Annotated in this window: 21 protein-coding genes; 14 read left to right on the plus strand and 7 right to left on the minus strand. The window is 55.9% G+C overall.

Annotated features, from left to right (window positions below; genetic code table 11):
* The first annotated feature begins 10 nt into the window (after positions 1-10).
* The 3 genes from ACVDG4_RS18080 to ACVDG4_RS18090 are packed head-to-tail and all read left to right on the plus strand — an operon-like array spanning position 11 to position 2,830.
* On the plus strand, positions 11-892 hold the full coding sequence (locus ACVDG4_RS18080; RefSeq protein ID WP_133949068.1) for an ABC transporter permease subunit: 882 nt from the start codon (positions 11-13) through the stop codon (positions 890-892).
* Between the two features lie 10 nt (positions 893-902).
* Positions 903-1,745, plus strand: a complete 843-nt coding sequence (gene ugpE / locus ACVDG4_RS18085; RefSeq protein ID WP_008188752.1) for a sn-glycerol-3-phosphate ABC transporter permease UgpE — start codon at positions 903-905, stop codon at positions 1,743-1,745.
* Positions 1,746-1,753: 8 nt separating this feature from the next.
* On the plus strand, positions 1,754-2,830 hold the full coding sequence (locus ACVDG4_RS18090; protein WP_447236132.1) for a sn-glycerol-3-phosphate import ATP-binding protein UgpC: 1,077 nt from the start codon (positions 1,754-1,756) through the stop codon (positions 2,828-2,830).
* 146 nt (positions 2,831-2,976) lie between these two features.
* Here the strand turns inward: ACVDG4_RS18090 and ACVDG4_RS18095 are convergent, their stop codons facing one another.
* Complete coding sequence (locus ACVDG4_RS18095; RefSeq protein ID WP_447236133.1) at positions 2,977-3,738, minus strand: transporter substrate-binding domain-containing protein; 762 nt, start codon at positions 3,736-3,738, stop codon at positions 2,977-2,979.
* A gap of 306 nt (positions 3,739-4,044) precedes the next feature.
* On the opposite strand from ACVDG4_RS18095, the gene ACVDG4_RS18100 reads away from it, so the two are divergent.
* Positions 4,045-5,175 (plus strand): DNA alkylation repair protein, encoded by a 1,131-nt coding sequence (locus ACVDG4_RS18100; protein ID WP_447236134.1) that lies wholly within the window; start codon positions 4,045-4,047, stop codon positions 5,173-5,175.
* A gap of 17 nt (positions 5,176-5,192) precedes the next feature.
* On the opposite strand, the gene ACVDG4_RS18105 is transcribed toward ACVDG4_RS18100, so the two are convergent.
* The 3 genes from ACVDG4_RS18105 to ACVDG4_RS18115 form a co-directional block, all read right to left on the minus strand.
* Positions 5,193-5,825 carry a glycoside hydrolase family 25 protein gene (locus ACVDG4_RS18105; RefSeq protein ID WP_447236135.1) on the minus strand — a complete coding sequence of 211 codons (633 nt, stop codon included), beginning with the start codon at positions 5,823-5,825 and terminating at the stop codon, positions 5,193-5,195.
* A gap of 66 nt (positions 5,826-5,891) precedes the next feature.
* The gene (locus ACVDG4_RS18110) at positions 5,892-7,094 is read right to left on the minus strand and encodes an MFS transporter (protein WP_447236136.1); all 1,203 of its coding nucleotides are present in this window, start codon (positions 7,092-7,094) and stop codon (positions 5,892-5,894) included.
* Positions 7,078-7,437 carry an MmcQ/YjbR family DNA-binding protein gene (locus ACVDG4_RS18115; RefSeq protein WP_447236137.1) on the minus strand — a complete coding sequence of 120 codons (360 nt, stop codon included), beginning with the start codon at positions 7,435-7,437 and terminating at the stop codon, positions 7,078-7,080. Before ACVDG4_RS18115 ends, ACVDG4_RS18110 begins: the two co-directional genes overlap by 17 nt.
* 405 nt (positions 7,438-7,842) lie before the next feature.
* On the opposite strand from ACVDG4_RS18115, the gene ACVDG4_RS18120 reads away from it, so the two are divergent.
* Both ACVDG4_RS18120 and ACVDG4_RS18125 read left to right on the plus strand, forming a co-directional pair.
* Positions 7,843-8,271 carry an Hsp20 family protein gene (locus ACVDG4_RS18120; protein WP_133949054.1) on the plus strand — a complete coding sequence of 143 codons (429 nt, stop codon included), beginning with the start codon at positions 7,843-7,845 and terminating at the stop codon, positions 8,269-8,271.
* A 33-nt stretch (positions 8,272-8,304) separates the two neighbouring features.
* The gene (locus ACVDG4_RS18125) at positions 8,305-8,589 is read left to right on the plus strand and encodes a BQ00720 family protein (protein WP_428528890.1); all 285 of its coding nucleotides are present in this window, start codon (positions 8,305-8,307) and stop codon (positions 8,587-8,589) included.
* Between the two features lie 63 nt (positions 8,590-8,652).
* Here the strand turns inward: ACVDG4_RS18125 and ACVDG4_RS18130 are convergent, their stop codons facing one another.
* Both ACVDG4_RS18130 and ACVDG4_RS18135 read right to left on the minus strand, forming a co-directional pair.
* Entirely contained in the window at positions 8,653-9,930 is a 1,278-nt protein-coding gene (locus ACVDG4_RS18130) for an OpgC family protein (RefSeq protein ID WP_447236138.1), read from the minus strand.
* 54 nt (positions 9,931-9,984) lie between these two features.
* A complete protein-coding gene (locus tag ACVDG4_RS18135; protein WP_447236139.1) occupies positions 9,985-11,370 on the minus strand; it encodes a tetratricopeptide repeat protein in 1,386 nt (461 codons plus the stop codon).
* A gap of 243 nt (positions 11,371-11,613) precedes the next feature.
* Here ACVDG4_RS18135 and ACVDG4_RS18140 point away from each other — a divergent pair, with 243 nt between their 5' ends.
* The gene (locus ACVDG4_RS18140; RefSeq protein WP_447236140.1) at positions 11,614-12,765 is read left to right on the plus strand and encodes a YeeE/YedE family protein; all 1,152 of its coding nucleotides are present in this window, start codon (positions 11,614-11,616) and stop codon (positions 12,763-12,765) included.
* Positions 12,766-12,874: 109 nt separating this feature from the next.
* Entirely contained in the window at positions 12,875-13,345 is a 471-nt protein-coding gene (locus ACVDG4_RS18145; RefSeq protein WP_447236332.1) for a DUF302 domain-containing protein, read from the plus strand.
* 276 nt (positions 13,346-13,621) lie between these two features.
* On the opposite strand, the gene ACVDG4_RS18150 is transcribed toward ACVDG4_RS18145, so the two are convergent.
* A complete protein-coding gene (locus ACVDG4_RS18150) occupies positions 13,622-14,383 on the minus strand; it encodes an SDR family oxidoreductase (RefSeq protein WP_447236141.1) in 762 nt (253 codons plus the stop codon).
* Between the two features lie 220 nt (positions 14,384-14,603).
* Here ACVDG4_RS18150 and ACVDG4_RS18155 point away from each other — a divergent pair, with 220 nt between their 5' ends.
* The 6 genes from ACVDG4_RS18155 to panB all read left to right on the plus strand — a co-directional run bounded on the left by ACVDG4_RS18155 (position 14,604) and on the right by panB (position 21,426).
* Positions 14,604-15,386 (plus strand): ion transporter, encoded by a 783-nt coding sequence (locus ACVDG4_RS18155; protein WP_447236142.1) that lies wholly within the window; start codon positions 14,604-14,606, stop codon positions 15,384-15,386.
* Positions 15,387-15,487: 101 nt separating this feature from the next.
* Positions 15,488-16,321, plus strand: coding sequence for a CE1 family esterase (locus ACVDG4_RS18160; protein ID WP_447236143.1), 834 nt, complete (start codon positions 15,488-15,490; stop codon positions 16,319-16,321).
* 130 nt (positions 16,322-16,451) lie between these two features.
* On the plus strand, positions 16,452-17,723 hold the full coding sequence (locus ACVDG4_RS18165; RefSeq protein ID WP_447236144.1) for a CaiB/BaiF CoA transferase family protein: 1,272 nt from the start codon (positions 16,452-16,454) through the stop codon (positions 17,721-17,723).
* A gap of 6 nt (positions 17,724-17,729) precedes the next feature.
* A complete protein-coding gene (locus ACVDG4_RS18170) occupies positions 17,730-19,346 on the plus strand; it encodes a thiamine pyrophosphate-binding protein (protein ID WP_447236145.1) in 1,617 nt (538 codons plus the stop codon).
* Between the two features lie 380 nt (positions 19,347-19,726).
* The gene (gene panC / locus ACVDG4_RS18175) at positions 19,727-20,578 is read left to right on the plus strand and encodes a pantoate--beta-alanine ligase (RefSeq protein WP_447236146.1); all 852 of its coding nucleotides are present in this window, start codon (positions 19,727-19,729) and stop codon (positions 20,576-20,578) included.
* Positions 20,579-20,616: 38 nt separating this feature from the next.
* Positions 20,617-21,426: a 3-methyl-2-oxobutanoate hydroxymethyltransferase gene (panB, locus tag ACVDG4_RS18180; protein WP_447236147.1), complete on the plus strand. Its 810-nt coding sequence runs from the start codon at positions 20,617-20,619 to the stop codon at positions 21,424-21,426.
* The last annotated feature ends 105 nt before the right edge of the window (positions 21,427-21,531 follow it).

The following is a 21,531-nucleotide window of genomic DNA, read 5'->3' on the forward strand; positions in this document are numbered from 1 at the left end:
CGGTGACGTGATGAAAAAAGTTCAATTTCAGACTGGATGGGTTCCCTATATGCTGCTTTTACCGCAGCTGGTAATCGTAACAGTCTTCTTCCTCTGGCCGGCCGCAGAAGCCGTGCAGTCTTCCTTCTATTTGGAAGACCCCTTTGGCTTCGGCGCAACATTTGTCGGCTTCGACAATTTCGTCGATACCGTAACCTCAACGGATTATGGCCGTGTGGCGCGTTTCACGGCTGTCTTTACCTTCTTTGTAACCTTCCTCTCCCTCGGAATCGCGTTGCTTCTAGCCGTGAAGGCCGACAAGGTCTTGCGGGGAGGCTCCTCGTATAAGACGCTTCTGATGTGGGTGTATGCGGTTGCGCCTCCGGTTGCGGGTCTGATCGGCGTGATGCTGTTCGACCAGCACGTGGGACCAATCGTGGAGTTTTTTGCGCTTTTCGGTTGGGAAATGCAGATCGGGGTCGACTACTTCGATACGAGCTTTGCTATGACCGTAACAGCGGTCTGGAAACAAGTTCCGGTCAACTTCATCTTCTTCCTGTCTGGCCTTCAAGGGATTTCCAAGTCGGTTCAAGAGGCCGCCAGCATTGACTGCCGGTCCAGCTTCCGCCGGTTCTGGACCGTCACGTTCCCGCTGCTCGCGCCGACCGGGTTCTTCCTGTTGATCATCAACATCACCTACGCGTTCTTCGACACGTTCGGTATTGTCGACATCATCGTGAAACAGGAGCCGGGCAACAACCCTGTAACCCTCGTCTACAAGGTCTTCCTTGATGGTTTCCGGGGCAACGACCTTGGCGGATCGTCCGCGCAGTCGGTCATTCTTATGGTGCTGGTTTTCATACTTACCGTCGTTCAGTTCAGGCTGATCGAACGCCGCGTTCACTACACCTGAGGGGCGAGAGATGAGAAAAGTTCAAATTCTGGATCACGTGATCCTGCTCTTGGGTGTCTTCTTCATGGTAACGCCTGTTGCCTTGGCGTTCATGACCAGCACGCACGACGCGATCACCATTTACAAGGAAGGCATACAGTTCCTTCCCGGCGATAAGTTCCTGGAGAACTACGAGACGGTTCTGTTCCGTGCCGGCGGGTTTACCAAGGAAGTTGACGGGTTTGTCATGCTGATGAACTCGATGATCCTTGGGTTCGGCTTTGCCATCGGCAAGATCATCATATCGATGATCGCGGCCTATGCGATCGTCTACTTCCGGTTTCCAATGGCAACTTTCTGCTTCTGGATCATTTTCGCGACGCTGCTGCTTCCTCTGGAAGTGCGCATCTTGCCGTCTTACGAGATTGTTCAGTCGCTGGGTCTGGTGAACACGTACACCGGCCTGATTGTTCCGTTGATCGCATCTGCGACCGGCACCTTCTTCTTCCGTCAGTTCTTCATGTCCGTCCCCGACGAGCTTTTGGAGGCGGCCCGGATCGATGGCGCAGGTCCCTGGAAGTTCTTCAAGGATATCCTTGTGCCGCTGTCACAAACAATGATCGCGGCCATCTTCATCATCATGTTCGTATATGGCTGGAACCAGTATCTCTGGCCGACCCTGATCACCACCGAAGAATCCCTGTTCACGCTGGTTCGCGGCATCAAACAGATCATGCAGGTCTGGGTTGGCGCACAGATCCCGGCGCTGAATGAGGCGATGGCGCTTGCCATTCTGGCAATCGTGCCGCCCGTTCTCATCGTGGTGGTTTTCCAGAGCTGGTTCGTCAAAGGGCTCGTCGAGAGCGATAAGTGAGGTTTTGAATGTCAACGATTACTCTCGACACTGTCCGCAAGGTCTATGCGGGCAATGTGGAAGCGGTTAAGGGCGTTTCCATCGACATAGCCGATGGCGAGTTCATCGTGCTTGTCGGTCCGTCCGGCTGCGGCAAGTCCACTTTGTTGCGCATGGTTGCCGGTCTTGAGGACATCACCACCGGTGAAATCAAGATTGGCGATCGGCTGGTCAACAATGTCGATCCGGCCGACCGTGACATTGCCATGGTGTTCCAGAACTATGCGCTCTATCCGCACATGTCGGTCTACAACAACCTTGCCTACGGCTTGAAGAACCGGGGCATGGACAAGGCGGAAATCGACCGCCGGGTAAAGGAAGCCGCACGGATCCTTGAGATCGGCGACTATCTGGATCGCAAACCGCGGGCGCTGTCAGGCGGCCAGCGTCAGCGCGTGGCCATGGGTCGGGCGATTGTCCGCGAACCGGCCGCTTTCCTGTTTGACGAGCCGCTTTCCAATCTGGACGCCAAGTTGCGTGTCCAGATGCGTGTTGAAATCAAGCGTCTGCAGCGGTCGCTCGGCACCACCAGCGTCTATGTGACCCACGACCAGCTCGAAGCCATGACTTTGGCGGATCGGCTGGTGGTGTTGAACGGTGGCAACATCGAACAGATCGGAGCTCCGATCGACGTTTATGACAAGCCTGCGTCCACATTTGTGGCGAGCTTCATTGGCTCGCCCGCAATGAACCTCTTGGACGTTGCAGCAAACGGATCAGGTTTGGCCTTGAAAGCGGGTTCCGGTCTTTCGGGCGCGAACACCAAGGGCAAGGACGCCTACAAGATCGGTATCCGTCCGGAGCATCTCACCGTTGTAGAAGGTCCGCATTCCGGTGACGGCATTGGACTTGAAGTCAAAGTAAACGTGTTGGAGCCGGTTGGCGCCGAAAGCTATGTCTATGCGAGCTTCGAAGATGGCGGACCGGAAATCGTGATCCGCGTCTCCAGCCATGCGCGTCATGAACCGGGCGAGACCATGTATCTCGCGGCATCTCCGGAAAACGTTCATTTCTTTGACGCTGAGACCGGCAAACGGATCGACTAAATCGAATCGTTTTTGAGGCAGGCGGCAATACGAGGGTCGGCCTGCCTCGAGTAAACCACCCCGAGCAATCGGGGTGGTTTTTTATTTGGCACTCCGTTGCTGTCGAGGTTCCGGTAGCACGGCACGACAAATGAATGTCAGGTTTTCTACCCGTCCGGATTTGAGGAACTGATTGGTTCGGTCCCGGAGGTCTGCGGCGCCTGGCGCAGGTAAGTGTTGACGGCGTCAATGAGCCGAAGGGATTGCGATCCCTTACAGGCAATACCGATCGGGACGCTTTTCAAAGGGTTCTTTGCGTCGTAGTTCGGCACAGGTATGTCGTTGACCCTAAAGTAGACAAGTGTTTCAGGTATCCACCCCAAAAACACATCAAGTCTGCCAAGTGTCAGCATGTTGACCGCTGCGCGGGGTGTGTCGACCCGCCGAATATCAGTCAGGTTGGTTTCGACCCTGGTCCCCAGCGGCATTCCCTGAATAGCCCCGACATCAAGAGTTTTGAGATTGTCGATTGCGAGATCTGGAGCGTCAGGTCTGAGTGAAAAGGCGTGAAGCTCCACTTTGTCCCACACATCCGAAAGTGTAGCGCCGGGGCAATGGCTGATCTCGGGGTCTTGATTGCAAGGACTGACGCAGCAGTCTTCACATCTGGAGAACTGGAGGATCGCGCGGGCCGGCGGCATGAAGCGGAAGTCTACTTGCAGGTTTTGCTGCCGGGCCGCGGACAAAACAATCTGATCATACCGGCCACGCGCATCCGGTTGGTGGTGTCCGTCCAGCTCGGTCGTGAAGATTGTAATGGGGTCGGCCTGCGCTATTCCGGTCACCGAAACAGAGGTGATCAAAACTGACAAAGCCAGGAACGCGGCCTTCAGGATTGAGACTGGCAAAAATTCAAAATTGGCCGACATGGTTCTGTGCTTGGCGAGAGATAAACGCCATCTCGAGTGTTGAAGCTTTTCAGCTGGTTCAGTTTGCGCAACCTGCTGCTTTGTTACCAAACATAAGTGAGCCAGACCGGAATTGTTATTGTGTAAATGGATGATGGTAAGGATAACAGCGCGTGCGGGCTGAAACCTTTGAGCGATCACCATCTGGCGGCGAATGAACCAGAAAAGTGCACTCCTGACGGTGCTTGTCAGGAGCGCTGGAGTGTCGGCTGGAACAATCACAGGCAATCATGCGATGTAGGCTCCTCAGAAGAACAGGAGCTGCACTTGGAACCCTTCAAAAACAAAATCTCACCGGAGTTTGTTCAGTGTCTGGCCAACCATCTTGACCGGACCATTGTTGGGTTTCAAAAAACGGCCTTTGAAAGGGAAATTCTGGGCCAACTGCAGCAACTTGAACTGAAGCAAAGAGCCCGGCTCATTGCAGATGTCACCACCAAGCATTTGCCTGACGCGCTCGAGAGCCGGTTTTCGATCTTGCGCTCGCTTCTTCATTCCGATCCGGAGGGCGTGGTCGATCGGGACAGCGACGAGAACGGGATCTGCGGCTGGGGCATGATGCCGCTGGGTATGATTGTTTCTGACACCGGCCTGAATGACTTTGACGCTTCGTTCGATCTCATGAAGGAAATGACCAAGCGGGCGACTGCCGAATTCGATGTCCGGCCCTTTTTGGCAAAAGACCAGGAAAGAGCGCTCTCCATCATGACACCTTGGACAGAGGATCCCAACGTGCATGTCAGGCGTCTGGTCTCTGAAGGCACACGTCCGCGGTTGCCCTGGGGCATGCGCCTCAATCAGCTGATCGAGGATCCAACACCGACCTTGCCGTTTCTGGAGGCCTTGAAAGACGACCCGGAAGAGTATGTGCGCCGCTCTGTCGCAAACCATTTGAATGACATTGCAAAGGATCACCCGGCCTTGGTGAGCGACATGGCGGCTAATTGGCTCAAAGATGCAACGCCGCAGCGGGGGAAGTTAGTTCGGCATGCCTGCCGGTCTTTGATCAAAAGCGGCTATGAACCGGCCTTGCGCGCTTTTGGTCTCAACGCGCCAGAAATTCATCTCGCAGACTTGAGCATTGAAACGGCGAAGGTCCGCTTCGGCAGTTCATTGTCATTTTCGGCTGCGTTGAAATCGACAGCAATGAGGTCTCAGGATCTGATTATTGATTACGTCCTGCACTTTCGAAAGGCCAACGGCAAACTGGCGCCGAAAGTATTCAAGTGGACGAAAGCCACATTGGACCCCGGCACCGTTCATAGGCTTTCCCGTTTTCATCCGATCCGACCGATCACGACACGGACCTACTACGGCGGCACACAGGCCGTGAGCTTGCGTATCAACGGTCAGGATTTTGGGTATCAAGAGTTCGATCTTCAAATGCCAGACGGCTGACGGTTCCAATCAGGTCTCTAGAACCAATTCAGTTTTGGTTCCGGTGAAACACCAGCCCCTGGATTGCTGAGATCGAGATCGACATCCCCTGCAATGCCACCCACCGTGCCGTCGTCCGAGTACTGCCAGATGGCATAGGTTTTCCAAGGGGAGGGAATCTCGGGCGCACTCGCCGTTGTGTAATTCGCGACCCACAACGGATAATCGGAGAAGTCGGGACTGCCCAACCCCTGCCAAAACGCCGGGGAGACATAGATCATCGGGGTACACTTGAGTTGCGTCTTCAGGCTTTGGAGAAGCTCTTTTAAAGCATAGATGTATGTGGAAGCAGAGACACCTTCCATATCCTCACAGTCTATCGCCGGCGGCAAATCGGAGGTTGGATCATAGCCCGCGGATCTCAACTGCTGGATCAAAAGGTCTGCCTGTTTCAAGAAACAGTCTGTTGGAAGGAAGTAGTGGTAAGCGCCGCACTTTACGCTGTTGTTCTTGCACCCTGCCCAATTCGACAAGAACATCGGATCCGGTGAACTCTCTCCTTCACTGGCCTTGATCATGGCAAACTCAGTTCCGTCCGCAGCAACACCTGCCCAATTTACCGTCCCTTGGTAATGGGAAACGTCGATGCCCCGTCCACCTGTCGTGTCCATGCGTTACACTCCGTCTGTTGCCTACGAAGTGAGAGACGCGGCACAGGCCGTGTTGTGAGGAAAAGCTCAACTTTCCGGTGCGAGTCGTTTCAGTCTCAACATACCGGCAATGCCAATCGCCGGTCCGATTGCCATGATCCCAAAAACTGCGGGCCAACCAATACCGTTCGCAAGCATGGGCGTGACCTGGACAGTCAGGAAAGTCAACGCAAAGCCAAGTGCGGTCTGGAAGGTCATCAGGCTTCCGGCCTGTTCGGCAGGTGCAAAATCCGCGACGAGGGCTGAGAACTGTGCGGAATCAGGCAAAATGGCCGCGCCCCAGATCAAGACGCAGAGGATTGTCAGCCAGACTGGGCCGCCAAAGGTGATGGCGCTTAAAACAGCAGCCGTTCCACTGACTGCCATCGCAAGGATCGCGATGTTGGCCTTTCCGACCTTGTCTGCAAGAACACCAGCGGCAATGCAGGCGACACCGCCCGCTGCGATCGCAAGAAAAGCGATCAAACGCGCAAGCGAAACTGCATCGTCGGCCGCCATATGCGCAGAAAAGGAAACGGTCAGCGCGATCCCTATCCAGGCCCACATCGCGTAGAGCTCCCACATGTGACCGAGATAGCCGAGGTAAGCGTACCGGATCTTGCGGTTCGTCCAGGCAGAAAACACAGCCTTAATGTCCATCTTCGAGGCTGTGCCATGAAACGGCCCAAGCGTGCTCGCAAGGCACAATAACCCGCCGAGTGCCGAAGCGATCGAGGCAACCGTCAGGCTCCAGCGCCAGTCGGTTCCCCCAAGGAGCGCCAAGAGGTGCGGTGCTGCAGATCCGAAGGTGAGGGCGCCGACGAGGGTTCCCACCAGAAACCCGCGGTCCTTTTGACCCCAGCCAACAGCGATTTTCATACCCACGGGATAAACGCCTGCGAGCAAGGCTCCTGTGGCAAACCGGGCCAAGATGGAAACAGCTCCACCTGGTTCGGAGACAAGCAGGCTGGCGTTAAAAAGAGCGGCGGTAATCGCGCAGAACGCAAAAAACCGGCGGGGATCAATGCGGTCGGCAAGTCCCAAAAGGGCTGAGGTAAGCGCCCCGACAACAAAGCCGATTTGTACCGCACTTGATAGAGCGGCCTGCCGGAACTCGGAAATCGGGTATTCGCGGGTCAAATCCGGCAAGATGGCTGCAGACATGAACCAAAGGCTCATGGCTGCAATCTCGGCAATCATGAGAAGGCCGAGAGACCGCCACTTGGCGGCGACATCAATCTGCAAGGCCAAGATCTTTCTGGAGTTTTTTGGAGAGCTTACGCGCTACGATTTCGTGAGCTACCGAAATGTATGCTTTCAGATCATCGTCCGAAATACTGCTGTCGTCTTCTCGCTGAACCCACTTGGCCCGCGCAAGATACGGGGCGGGAATGACGCCGTCCTGTTGGATCAACAGGGAATAGGAAATGTCCGAACACTTGAAGCTGAATTTCTCGTGGGTGCCTTCGCCCCAGCCGGAGCAAATGGCGAAAATCTTGCCGCCAACCTTCCAGACGGACGCATTGCCCCACTGGACGACGTTCGTGGTTGCAGGCAAAGCCTTGCAATAGGCGTCAAATTCATTCCGGTTCATGAGAACTGACTGTCACTGAGAGGAAAAAATAAATGCGGAGCAAGTGATAGCGCATCAATGAAGGGCGAAAAAGCGAAATCAGAACAAGGATTCGTGTTGTTTTAAGGATGACAGGCAGGGACAAGCGGTATCGGCCTTGGCAATTAGGGGGGCAATCGCCACATGATTGCGTGCCAGTTGTTGCGATGGCGGATTTTGGACTTGGTGCCTTCAGGGTTGCTTCACTGTGCCGTCAGCTTGTGTATGGCCTTTGGAAAACAGCGCAAAAACCTCCGATTTCGGCGGCATCCTTGAATCAATTTTAACATGTCTCCATATTTAATAGTGAAGGGAGCAAGATGCTCCTGTCCGGGTGCCTTACGAAAAGGGCCCGGATGCAAGGTCGCTTCGACAAGGACTTTGAGGATGTCGCGCATGTCAGCGTTTTCCAGCCCGTTTATGCTCGGGTTTGATGATATCGAGCGTGTGCTTGATCGTGTGTCTAAGGCCGCGAATGACGGCTATCCGCCCTACAACATTGAACGGTTGCCGAAAACCGACAGCCAGGGCGATGTGATTAGAATTACGTTGGCTGTGGCCGGGTTTACCCGTGATCAGCTTGATGTCTCGGTGGAAGAAAGCCAGCTCGTTATCCGTGGCCGGCAGATTGACGACAAGACACGTCAGTATCTCCATCGCGGTATCGCCGCCCGTCAGTTTCAACGGGCGTTTGTTCTCGCCGAGGGGATCGAGATACTCGGTGCGGACTTGAAAGATGGCTTGCTGTCCATCGACTTGGCACGACCGGAACCGGAACGTGTCATAAGAAAAATAGAAATCTCCAGCGGTGAATGACCCTCGCTACAAAACCAAAATGGAGAAACACTGATGCACAACACGAATTCACCTTTCTGGGCTGACGAAAACGACATCGCCGAAGTTATGACAGTGGACGAACTGAGCGAACTTGGTACCGGTGATGTGGCTTACATCAAGCCGGTGACAGCCGGAGACTTGAAAGAGATGTTCCCGGATGTTCCGCCATTAGAGGATGACATGACGCTTTATGCGCTCCTCAATGCAGATGGAACGCCGATCCTCTTGGCTGACAGCCGCGCTGCGGCACTTGCCAATGCTTTTGAGCAGGAACTCGAAATGGTCTCGTTGAACTGAGGCCTGTTGGGCGTCACGTCCTGATCAAGAAAAACCCGGGAGCTTGCTTCCGGGTTTTTCTTTTCAGTTGAGCACCTTGTCCGAATCCTTCGCCTTATGAGGCCCGTCTCCGGTAGCCGCAGGCTGGTTTGGCCGGCGCGTAAACTCTGGTTGGAGTGTCGCCTTTCCCGGAGGTTTGCGCCAGGGCTCGCTCTTATACCAGGACACCACATAGGCGACGGCGATGAGGGCCGCAAATCCAAGGAGATTGGAAAGGATCTGGGGGATCCATTCGCCCCGGCCCCAGACCATATCGCGCAGGATTGCAGCTGCTTGAGCGACGACGAGGCTAGCCATGAAGACGGCGAGGGACTGCTGTCCGACTTTTTGGACGACCCGCACAAATCCGCCCCAAAGTTTGCCATGACCCAGAAGATATTTGCCATGTTCGCCGGCCGCCGCCCAGGCAAGATAGGCAAGTGCTAGGAAATGAATGTACCGCAGCACACCGAATTCGGTCTTGATCCAGAGCGGCTTGATGAATTCACGGACTTCCCGCGCCCACACCCAGTTAAGGTGCGCTTCGCCATATACGCGGAAATACGCGAAGGGCACCGTTGCCAGTACAATCACCGTGCATAGGATCAGCAGCTTTGCATTCACTGGAGGGGCCGGTATCCAGCCGCGCATGAACGCAAATCCAGTAAAGAACAGAAGTTGCCAGGCAAATGGGTTGAAGAACCAATCCCGTTCTGACCAGGGTTCAGCAGGCAGACTCAGAAAATCAAACTGTGATGCCAGCCAAAGACTGATCGATACAGCAAATGCAGCCTTCACCGAAATCCGCGACGCCAGCATGATCACCGGGATGAGCGCCAGGATCACGATGTACATGGGCAGGATATCGAAGTAGTTCGGCACCCAGGTGAGTGTCAGAATGCCGGGCAATGCGACAGCGGTATTGTTGAACAGATGCCACAGGTTCAGCGAGACGACATAATCCTGAGTGAGGCCGCAGCAGCTCTCCAGGTAGCCGCTTTCGTGTACCATCACCAAGCCAACCGCAATCACCAGAAACTGGCCTATATGCGCCCAATAGACTTGCCACATCCTGTGAAGAATGCGGGCAGCGCCGATCCCCAAGCCGTGGATATCGAAGATCTTGCCAAACGCGAGAGCCGAGGCCATCCCGGAGCAGAATACGAACATTTCGGTCGCATCGGAAAAGCCGAATCGCGCCGGAATCCAGAGCGTCCACCAGTTCCAGGGAACATGGGCGATATAGATGATGAACATCCCTATCCCGCGGAAAAAGTCGAGCCGTGGGTCCCGGGGGCGTTTGGTATGAGGCTGGGAAGTCACGTTTGTCACATGGGAAGTGTAAATGAAATCGTCCGCCGGATCACCGGCGAACCGTCAGTAGCTGTTCGTTGCACGCAGACTGTCGGCCTGCATCACCTTTTCTGCGCGCCGCATTTTCTGGCAAGTTTCAAGGCGTTGTTCCGCGAACCGGTCGAGCGCACCGCGTTTGCGGGACCGGTCCTTGATAAGGGTCTCAGCTTCTACAGACAATCCGGCACGTAAGGCGGCATCAATTGTTATCCGCTCAAAAACATCGCGCTGGGCGTGCGACCCGCCAATCCGGGGCATGTTGCTTCTGGCGGATGTGAGCAGTGTAAACGCTGAGGCGTAGTTGCCTTTTCGGTATTGTTCCAGGCCGAGCCCTGCGGGTAGACCAGCTTCCGATGATACGTGCCCGATGTCGGTTTCCTGGTCAGCGCGCTGCTTGAGACCAGCGATGAGCCGGTCGGCGCCCATGCGGCGGCCCCCGTTCAACAGGGCCATCAAATAATGCAAGTCCGCAAAAACGTTGCAGCCATCTTCGGCGCGTTTGTCGGAAATCAGCGCCAGCTCATCCCAGCGGCTGCCGATGTCGATCCCCTCCAGCTCAAGGCGCACCAGCAGCGAAGCGGCGTTCGAAATGTCGCGATAGTCGTCTGTTTTGTCTTTCCGAATGTCGCGGTCATACAGCATCAAGGCTTTATCGGCCTGACCCTGATCGAGATACATTAGCGCCAGATGCCACCAAACGTGATAGCCGAAGTTGTTGCAGTGCGCCCAGCCGTCCGGATGGTTTTCAAGCCAGCCGGCGCCCTCTTCGGTGCGGCCTGTCATGTCATGAACATGCGCGACAGCGTGAAGTCCCCATGCATCGTCGCGGGCGTGTTCGAGACCGAGCCGGCCGGCAGCTTCAGCGAGCCGGTATTCGCCCGTTTCTTCAAGCGAAAACGCGCGGCATCCAAGAACGTAGCCATATGCAGGATTTTGCGGGTCATAGGCATCAAAAACGCCGTCGATTGAGGACCGCATCCCCGTGGCATCGCCGAGCACAAACCGGATTGCATGCACGAGTTTCAAGAGCAGCGCATCGCGCGGCGCCTTCGAAAGGGCGGCATCCAGGAGATCTGCGGATCGGCTCGGGAATCCGTTGAGCCAGGCAGCCAACGCTTCAAGCACCGCGGTTTCGCGCTCGGTCACGGAACTATTTGCAGCAGACGATCGGGCAATCGATAGGCATTCCCGCGCAGTATCAACCAATTCCTTACGGCCGAGCAGGAGGCAAAACAGTCCGCGTGTCGCATGGCCGAGAGCAAAATTGGGCTCTTCGGCCAAGCAGGTTTCCAAATGGGCGGGCGTTGTCTTGCCATGGGCCAGAAACGCCAGAACCGTCTTGTCCCATGCTTCTGCGGCTGCAGGGCTGGTCAAGGTGAGATCGTATCCAAATTGATCGCTAAGACGCATGCTGAGCCTTTGTTGCTGTTCCGTTGAACGCGCTGACGTTTGCAAGAAAACGTGGCAGCACTGAGCCTCAACGATGTTGACCGCTATTGAACCCAAGATCCGCAGCTGTGTCCTGAACTGCAAAACACAAAATGGTGTTGGCGGCGTGTTGCCACGGCGGGGCTTTCCTTGCGCGTTTTTGGGAGATAGTGAGTGTGTGCTTGGTTTTGACCGAGTGTCCTTAAGTTTGAAGAGATAGCGACTATGGCCGTGTCACTGAAAAGTCCTCAAACTGCGATTGCAGTTATCGCGTTTGGCATCATCGGGCTGATATCGATCGGCGCACATGCAGCTGCGGGTCCCCGCCAAGGCATAGCTGTCCTGATTGGCGGGCTTGCCGGCATTTCGCTGTATCATGCGAGCTTCGGGTTTACTGCCGCCTGGCGGCGCATTGTGACGGAGAAACGGGGCGGCGGTTTGCGGGCGCAGTTCGTCCTCATCCTGCTGACAAGCGCCGTTTCCTTTCCGTTGATCGCATGGGGCGATACCCTTGGATGGCCGGCAGGCGGTTTCGTCTTTCCGTTCGGCGTCGCTGCCGCCATCGGAGCTTTCATGTTTGGCGCAGGTATGCAGCTTGGTGGCGGCTGCGGGTCGGGGACACTCTTCACTGCGGGCGGTGGATCTACACGCATGATGATCACGTTGGCCGCCTTTATTCTTGGGTCCGTGTTTGCGACCGCGCATCTCCATTTGTGGGGGCAATTGCCAAAGCTAAAGCCGGTTTCACTGATCCGCGAGTTTGGTCCGCAACGGGCGTTTTTGCTGACCGCTTTGGTGCTCGGGTTTATTGCACTTCTGACCGTCTGGCTGGAGCGGCGCGCCCACGGCGAGATCGCACCTGCACGCAAAACTGAATCTGTTCTGCAAGGCCCGTGGTCTCCGATGCTCGGTGCGGTGATGTTAGCGGTTGTTGGCATCGCCACCTTTATTGTGGTTGGCCGGCCATGGGGCATCACATCCGCCTTTGCCCTTTGGGGAGCGAAGGCATTTCATTTCATCGGGATTCCGGTGGAAACCTGGCCATATTGGACTTGGCAGAAAGGCGCGCTTGAAAACAGTGTCCTGAGAGACACGACATCGGTCATGAATTTCGGGATCATTTTCGGGGCGATGGCCGCGGCCGCACTGGCTGGAAAATATGCGCCGCTCTGGAAGCTGACCCGCCGCGACGTCTTGACGGCGATCGCCGGTGGTCTGTTGATGGGATATGGCGCAAGGCTCGCCTATGGCTGCAACATTGGAGCCTATCTCGGCGGGCTGGTGTCCGGCTCCCTGCACGGGTGGCTGTGGCTGCTGTTCGGCTTTCTTGGGTCGATGGTCGGCGTCCGGGTGCGTCTGAAACTTGGTATGGGCTGAGACTCCGACCGCAAGCCCCACACCCGATTGTGAGACGTGTGTGAAAGAGCCACTGGTTATTGTGCGCGCCACTCGATGTTTTTCAGTGGAGGATTAGCCTTTGCGTTATGTGTTTCCAATCCTGCTGACGGTTTTCCTGGGGCTTGGTCCCGTTAGAGCTGACAGCATTGCACCTCGTGAGGGGTGGCAGGCGCTATCGACATCCCAGTCCTACCAAGAACTGGTTGACGGCCTCAAAGCAGCAGTGAAAGAGGCCGGCATGCTGCTTGTGACACAGGCAAGCGCCTCAGCCGGTGCAAAGGGTAGGGGGCTGACAATCCCGGGCAATCGTGTTCTCGGCGTTTATCGGAACGACTATGCGGTACGAATGTTGGAGGCGTCCGTCGCTGCCGGCATTGAGGCCCCAATCCGGTTTTATGTGACCGAGAATTCGGACAAGACTGCAACCCTATCCTGGAAAACGCCGAGTTTTGTCTTCGCGCCATACATGGATGAGGGCGGCGAAAAACTGGCTGGCTTGGCAGCAGAGCTTGATGGCGTCTTCCAAAGCATTGCTGACGCGGCTGTTGCTCCTCAGTAACGGTCTTTGGATTTGCGTGTTTGGAAGGCATGCATGACCAGTTTTTGTGCTTGTCATACTGCTGATTCTCAAGAACAATCTCCTTGTCTTCAACGTTAGAAAGGAGGTGTGCCCATGTCTAGTGAGTATCGGAATTTGGCCCTTGTAGCTGGGCGAAATGGAACGGTGGTGGAGCAGCCTCTGGTATCGAACGGTTTCGCCGGGATGTAATCCGGAACAAAGGTCAAACGATCTCATGGGAGGGCCGCACAGCGGCCCTCTTTTGATTCTGACTGCCTAAATCAGGCCAACCGCTTTGCGCACATCTTCGTCGCGCAAGGAGCAGTCAATACCGCGGTACGTATCTCCCGCCGGGGTGCAGAGCCAGCAGATCGTTTCGCCAACCCATTCGGCTGGAATATGAACGGATGGATCAAGCTGGCTGACCGGGTTGATCCCTGATGCTTTGATATCGACCTGCATTTGTGTGGCAACGGTCCCTGGGCTCAGGCCCACCACTCGGATACCCTTTTCGCCAAATTCCCTGTCGCTGCATCGGGTCAGGGAAAGTGCGGCCGCCTTGGACGAGCAGTACTGGCTCCAGCCCTCCAATGCGCTGACAGCGGCGCCGGAGCTGATATTGACAATTGTGCCGGATCCTTTTGCGAGCATATGCGGCGCAACAGCGCGAATGCCGTGGTAGACGCCTTTCACATTGATGTCGATCACCTGACCCCAGGCCTCCGGGTCGGAGCTTTCGATACGGCTGATCGGCTCAATAACACCAGCATTGTTCACCAGAATGTCGATCCCACCGTACGTGTCGATCGCGGTTTGAACGGCTTTTTCGACGTCAGCGTAGTCCGCAACGTCGCAAGTGACAGCTAAAGCCTCACCACCATCGGAGCGGATGTCACCCGCGATCTTTGTGATGTTGCCGCTGGACCGCGCCGCGAGAACAACCTTGGCGCCGTATTTCGCAAGGCTGCGGGCACCAGCTTCACCAATCCCGCGGCTCGCACCGGTTACAAGGGCAACTTTACCTTTCAGATCGAACATTCATGAACCTCAGTTTTGTGTCGCCGCAAAGGGCAGGTTTTTGTTGAAGGTGACCCTAATGCGCGGCGGGCGCGGAATAAACCATCTCGCGTCATGGATGCCGTGCAAAATCTTCATCAATTGGGAAAATCCTGTGTTAAGTCACCCGCTCAATTGACATTTCATCTGCGCTCTTGTCGGGTGAATGTGTGGTTTTGGAATAGGTTGGCAGGTTGAGGGAATGGCAGAAAAATCGGATCTGCAATCGCGTTTACGGCAACTCTATTTTGGCCATTCCAACAGCGCGCGGATTTTCCGCTATGTCCTTTTGGCTTTCGATATCATCACGATTGCGTATTTCATCGTGTCCGCGATTGTTGACCCGGACCGACACCACCATGAAGTGGATTACGCTATCGCGGTGGTCCTCGCATTGGACTTCATGGCACGCCTGATTGCAGCAGGTTCCCGCTGGCGATACCTGGCAAGTTTTACCTCCTTGGCGGATATTGTGGTGGTGATCTCGCTGATCATTCCGGCGTTTTTTGAGAATTTCGCCTTTTTGAGAGTCATCCGCATGTTGCGCTTGCTGCGGTCCTATCACCTCTTGAAGGAGCTGCGCGACACGTCGAAATGGTTCCGCCGCAATGAAGAAATCCTCCAGTCGACAGTCAATCTCTTTGTTTTCATCTTTGTCATCACAGCGATCGTTTTTGTGCTGGAGCATGATCGGAACGAGAACATCAACAACTATCTGGATGCGCTCTACTTCACCGTCACAACGCTGACTACGACCGGGTTCGGCGACATCACCATGACCGATACGGTCGGACGCTTGCTGACGGTCCTGATCATGATTTTCGGTGTCGCTTTGTTTCTGCGGCTCGTTCAGACCATTTTCCGTCCTTCGAAGGTCAATCTGCCATGTCCCGATTGCGGCTTGAACCGTCATGACCCAGACGCCGTGCATTGCAAGCACTGCGGACGGATGCTCAACATCCCGACAGAAGGAACCTGGGACTAGGTCACCGCAATCGCGCGCTTGTGATCCGTCAGGTGCTGGAAATCTGCGGGCGTTGGGTCACTCTCCAATTGGCAATGACCAATATCGCCGGGAGCGCATGCATGACGCAAAAACGAAACTGGATCCTTGGCCTTGCTGTTGCTGCAGCCATGAGCCCATCTGCTTTTGCCTCAGAGACGAGCTGCGGCGGCGAAACACCCTGCACGTTGAGTGATGGCGCCTATTACGTTCACATGCCCGAAAAGCGCGACCCGTCAAAACCACTCGGTGCAATCCTTTATCTCCACGGGCATCGCGGCAAAGCAGTGAATGCGCTGAAAAACGAGAGCTTCAAGCGCATGGCAGATGACTTGGGCGTTGCTTTCGTCGCTGTTCAAGGCGTGAACGGAACCTGGTCGTTTCCGACAGCACCGAGAAATCTCAGGGATGAACCGGTGTTTTTCGACAGCGTCCTGGATGATCTGTCGGAGCGATTTGGAGTTGATCGGGAGCGCACCATGCTGACCGGCTTTTCCTCCGGCGGTTTCATGACCTGGTATTTGGCCTGCGAACAATCGGAGCGGTTTTCAGGCTATGCGCCAATTGCTGGCGCCTTCTGGGAGCCGCTTCCGAAAGACTGCCCAACAGATCCCCCGTACCTGTTTCATGTCCATGGCACCACCGACACTGTTGTTCCCCTGGAAGGGCGTTGGCTCGGCGGCGGGCAATGGAAACAGGGGGATGTTTTTGAAAGTTTCGATATCTGGCGCAAACAGACTGGCCTATCCGAGACCGCACCGGAGACCCTGACAGACGGAACCTTGTCTTGCGAAAGATGGAAGCCGGTCACCGGACTGCTCGAGTTGTGTCTTCATGATGGCGGCCACAGTGTGCGTGCGGAGTGGATCGAGCGTGCCTGGTCGCTCTTGTCCGAAATGCGCGGATGGGAAAGCTGAGGTGAGCTGATCGCATCACTTGGCGGTGACGGGAAATTGAGACAAAGCGATCTGATGACAAGACCACCGGAGTTGACGGCGGCCTGCCTCTCATGCCCTTTTCGCGGAAGTATCAGCAACAGGGTGATCCGTGCAGCACACCGTTCCATCGAAGGGAGCACTTTCAGGGCTCCTTGTCCTTGATCTTTCCCGAATTCTAGCAGGGCCGACCTGCACCCAAATCCTTGGTGATCTTGGGGCTGAAGTTATCAAGATCGAACGGCCGGGCCGAGGCGACGATACCCGGGGATGGGGCCCCCCGTTCCTGAAGAATACGGATGGCGAAGAAACCGCCGAGAGTGCCTACTATCTCTCTTCGAACCGCAACAAGGAGTCGGTGGCCGTAGATCTCGCAAGCGAGGATGGTCAGGGTCTGATACGGAAGCTGGCTGCAAAGGCCGATATTCTGGTCGAGAATTTTAAGGTCGGCGATCTCAAGCGGCGTGGGCTCGACTACGAGACCCTGAAGGAAATTAACTCAAAACTGATCTACTGCTCGATATCCGGGTTTGGCCAGACGGGCCCTTATTCACATCGTGCCGGTTATGACTTTCTGATCCAGGGCATGGGCGGGATCATGTCGCTCACGGGCTTTGACGATGAGGATGGTGGATCGCAAACCAAGTGCGGGGTCGGGATCGCAGATGTTATGTGCGGCATGTACGCGACCGTATCTATTCTCGCCGCGGTTCATCACCGGCATCAAACCGGCGAGGGGCAGTACATCGACATCTCGCTGTTGGATGCTCAGGTGTCCTGGCTCATCAATCAGGGTGTTGCGCATCTGGTCTCCGGAGAAATTCCCGGACGGCTCGGCAACGGGCACCCCACCATTGTGCCCTATGAGACGTTTCCGGGTGCCGATGGCCCGTTCATTCTCGCGGTTGGAAACGACAGTCAGTTTCAGAAGTTTTGTGACGTTGCAGGTACTCCGGAACTGGCCACAGATCCACTCTTTTCAAAAAACGCAGACCGGGTTCGCAATCGGAAGACACTGGTGCCAAAAATCCGGCGTCTAACCATCGAACGCGAGGCTGCAGAATGGATACGGGATCTTGAAGCGGCCGGTGTCCCCTGCGGCCCGGTGAACGATCTGGGGCAGGTCTTTAAAGATCCTCAGGTTCTGGCGCGGGAGATGATGATTACCTTGCCGCACCCGGTCAGCGGATCGGTGGCTTTGATTGGGTCTCCGATCAAAATGGAGAAGACGCCGATCGACTACCGCAAAGCACCGCCGATGCTCGGTGCGGATACGCAAGATGTATTGCAAAGGCATTTGGAATTGAGTGACAGCGAGATCGCAGAGCTGGTAGAGCGCGGCATCCTTGATCTTGGCAAAGCCACACCGGCAAAAGGAAACTAAGTAACCATGACCACCGGCGCTGATATCATTGCACAAAAGCTTCACGGTGCAGGTTGCCGCCATGCCTTCGGAATTCCTGGAGGCGAGGTGCTGGCACTGATGCAGGCGCTTGATGAAGCAGGCCTGAAGTTCGTGTTGGTGAAGCACGAAAATGCCGGCGGGTTTATGGCCGAAGGCGGCTGGCATGCCGACGGCGCACCAGGAGTGCTCCTCGCCACACTTGGGCCGGGCGCAGCCAATGCTATCAATGTCGTCGCCAATGCTTGGCAGGATCGGGTGCCGCTGATCTTTCTGACCGGCTGCGTCGATCAAGCCGAGGCGGAAAGCTACACGCACCAGGTCTTTGATCACCAACAGTTGCTGCGCCCGATTGTGAAGGCCAGCTTTTCCGCACGCCTCGGAGCGCTTGATGTGATGATGGAAAAAGCTTTGGCGATCGCGCTCGACGGTCAGCCCGGTCCTGTTCACATCGACGTCCCGATCAAGGTCGCCGAAACAGTAACTTCGGAAGCTTGGTCTTCAAAGTTCCGCTTAAGCCCCGCCGCCTCCGCACCTGCGTCCGGCTCCGATTTGGACACCGCACTTGAGTTGTTTGCAAAGGCGGAGCGGCCCATCGCCATTGCCGGGGTGGATGCTGTGAATGAGGGCGCTTCGCAAGCTATTGCCGAGTTTTGCCGCACCTACAAAATCCCGCTCGTAACAAGCTACAAGGGCAAGGGGCTTCTCGATGAGAATGACCCGCTCGCGCTGGGCGGCGCGGGCCTGTCGCCAAAGGCCGACGGCCACCTTCTGCCGCTGATTAATCAAAGCGATTGCATATTGTCGCTTGGCTATGACCCAATTGAAATGCGCATCAATTGGCGAAATCCCTGGCCGTCTGACGCGCCGGTGATTGATGTGACGCCGGTTTTGAGAACCCATGGCATGCATGAAGGCGCAGTAACGCTCCGCAGCGCCGTCGAACCTGCGCTAAAACTTCTGGCTGAAGCACGTGACACAACCGCTTCTTCCTGGTCAGGCGGTGAGCCGGCCGCAGTCCGCAAGGATCTTGCAGAGGCCTTCGCGCCGGAACAATCAGGCTGGGGCCCGGGTACAGCGTTCCACGTGCTACGTGATGTAATGCCTGAGAACACCGTTGCCACGGCCGACAGTGGCGCACACCGTATTTTGGTCAGCCAGATCTGGCGCTGCTCTGGTTCAAGGCAGATGCTCCAGTCGTCCGCCTTGTGCACCATGGGCTGCGCCGTTCCCTTGGCGATGGGCCATCGATTGGTGGACCAGACAGCGCCGGTGATCGCATTTGTCGGCGATGCCGGGCTTGAAATGTGCCTCGGTGAACTCTCTACGCTTCGGGACCTGAAAATCCCGGTCATCATCTGTGTTCTTGTGGACACCAGCCTTGCGCTCATCGAACTCAAGCAGCGCAACAGCCAGCGGCCGAATGTCGGCGTCGACTTTGGCGAAACCGACTTTCCGGCGATCGCGGCGGCCTATGGCGGCTATGGCGTTTGGGTCGAGAGTGCAGAAGTTCTAAGGCAGGAAGCAGAGGCGGCACTGGACCGGGATGGCTTCACACTGCTTGCGTGCCGCATCGCGCAACGATCCTATGACGGTGCGTTTTAGGGTCAGGACCCATTAAACTTGATGAACTGGCGCAAGAAACGCCAATGAGCTGCAAGGAAAAGCGCGAAAAGCGGGCTGGTTGCCCGGTTGAGCGGTTCGACGCAGCAGATTGAAGCCGTTTTTGCGCCCCTTTGGGATAGGTTGGATTTGCCCGGTAACATCGTTGCAAACCTTTGGAAACCGGACGGTTTCCCGCAGCTTTGCGCCTTGTATCCGAACAAATTCATTCCTACCAGTTCGTCCAATCTAAAATGTCCTGACCCTAGGCCCGCAACCTGACTTTTTAGACAACTAACGGATACTGGACCTTCCTAGGCGGGGTGGCTATGTTGCACCTGCGAAAAGAATAAAGTCCCGAAAAGGGATTGGGAGGAGAGCCAATGAGGATCTGCCGGACCAAGGCGGATATGCGTGCCATTGTGCGCGCCTGGAGACGGAGCGGAGAAACCACCGCTGTTGTTCCAACAATGGGATATCTGCACGAAGGTCATTTGTCGCTGGTTCGCAAGGCAAAAACCGAGGCGGACCGCGTTGTCACGACGATCTTCGTCAATCCGACCCAATTCGGTCCGAATGAGGATCTGGCGACCTACCCGCGGGATGAAGACCGCGACCTCGCACTTCTGCGTGCTGAAGCCGTGGACGCTGTGTTTATGCCGAGCGTCGATGAAATGTACGGCGCAGGTGGAGACACTTTTGTCGAAGTGCCAGGTCTGTCGGCCATCTTGCAGGGTTCATTGAGGCCCGGACACTTTCGGGGTGTTTCAACGGTCGTGACCAAACTCTTCAATATCGTGACGCCGGATATCGCCGTCTTCGGTGAAAAGGATTACCAGCAGCTGACCCTGATCAAACAGATGGTGCGGGATCTCGATGCGCCCCTAGAGATACTTGGTCATCCGACGGTGCGGGAAGCCGATGGCCTGGCGATGTCTTCGCGGAATGTGCGTTTAACGGACGGCCAGCGTACCGAAGCGGTTGCTTTGAACCGGTCCCTGGACCAGGCCGAGCATCTTGCAAAGACTGCACCGCGAATTGATGACCTTGTAGCGGCCGTTCGCAACGTCCTTTCGGAAGCGCCGTCCGGACAAATTGAAAGCATCGACATCCGCGATGCCGAAACCCTTGCCGAGCTGAGCTGTACGTTGGACAGGCCTGCCGTTGTTCTTCTCGCCGTTCGCTTCGGATCCGTTCTTTTGATCGATCAACGTGTTGTCAGACCCGCTGCGTAGATCCAGCCGTCAGTTATAACTCCTAAGGAGCTCAGACCATGAGCGCTCAAAAACAAATCCGCCGCATCACCGCACCGCAGATCGCCAAGCGCAAGGGCGTGGAGCCGATCGTCTCTTTGACCTCCTACCACGCACATACGGCGGCGATTGTCGACAAATACGCGGACTTCATTCTGGTCGGCGACAGTCTGGGCATGGTCATGCATGGTATGGAGTCCACCGTTGGTGTTTCGCTTGACCTAATGATCATGCACGGCAAGGCAGTTGTTCGCGGCACACAGCGCGCGCTGGTCGTTGTCGATATGCCCTTCGGCACCTACGAGGAGAGCCCGGCCGAGGCATTTCGCAATGCGGCTCGAGTGATGAAAGAAACCCAGTGCGGTGCCGTCAAGCTGGAGGGCGGGCGGCGCATGGCTGAAACGATCCGCTTTCTGACCGAGCGCGGCATTCCGGTCATGGCGCATATCGGGCTAACACCTCAATCGGTGAACGTCATGGGTGGGTTCAAGACACAAGGGCGCGAAGAAGAAACCTGGTCGATCCATGAAGAAGACGCCAGAGTGGTGGCCGAGGCCGGTGCCTTTGCGCTCGTCGTGGAAGGCATGGTCGAACCGCTCGCAGCTAAGATCACAAAGCAGATCCCGATACCAACCATCGGCATTGGTGCCTCGGCCGAATGCGACGGACAGATCCTGGTTCTTGAGGACATGCTAGGTCTCAATCCCGCGCCGCCGAAATTCGTCAAGGTCTATGGCAATCTTGGTGGCCAGATCGAAGCGGCTGTAAAATCCTATGCCGATGAGGTCAAAGACCGCAGCTTCCCGACCGAAGAGCAAGTATATCGATAAGCCGGGGTGAGATATCCGCTTAGCGGCGGTTTTGTTTATCGATCTTCTCGTGCCATGAAAGCGATTTTCATTGCTGGTTCTGTAGATCACGCGCGGTAAGGCTGT

The sequence above is a fragment of the Roseibium sp. MB-4 genome (assembly GCF_053005265.1).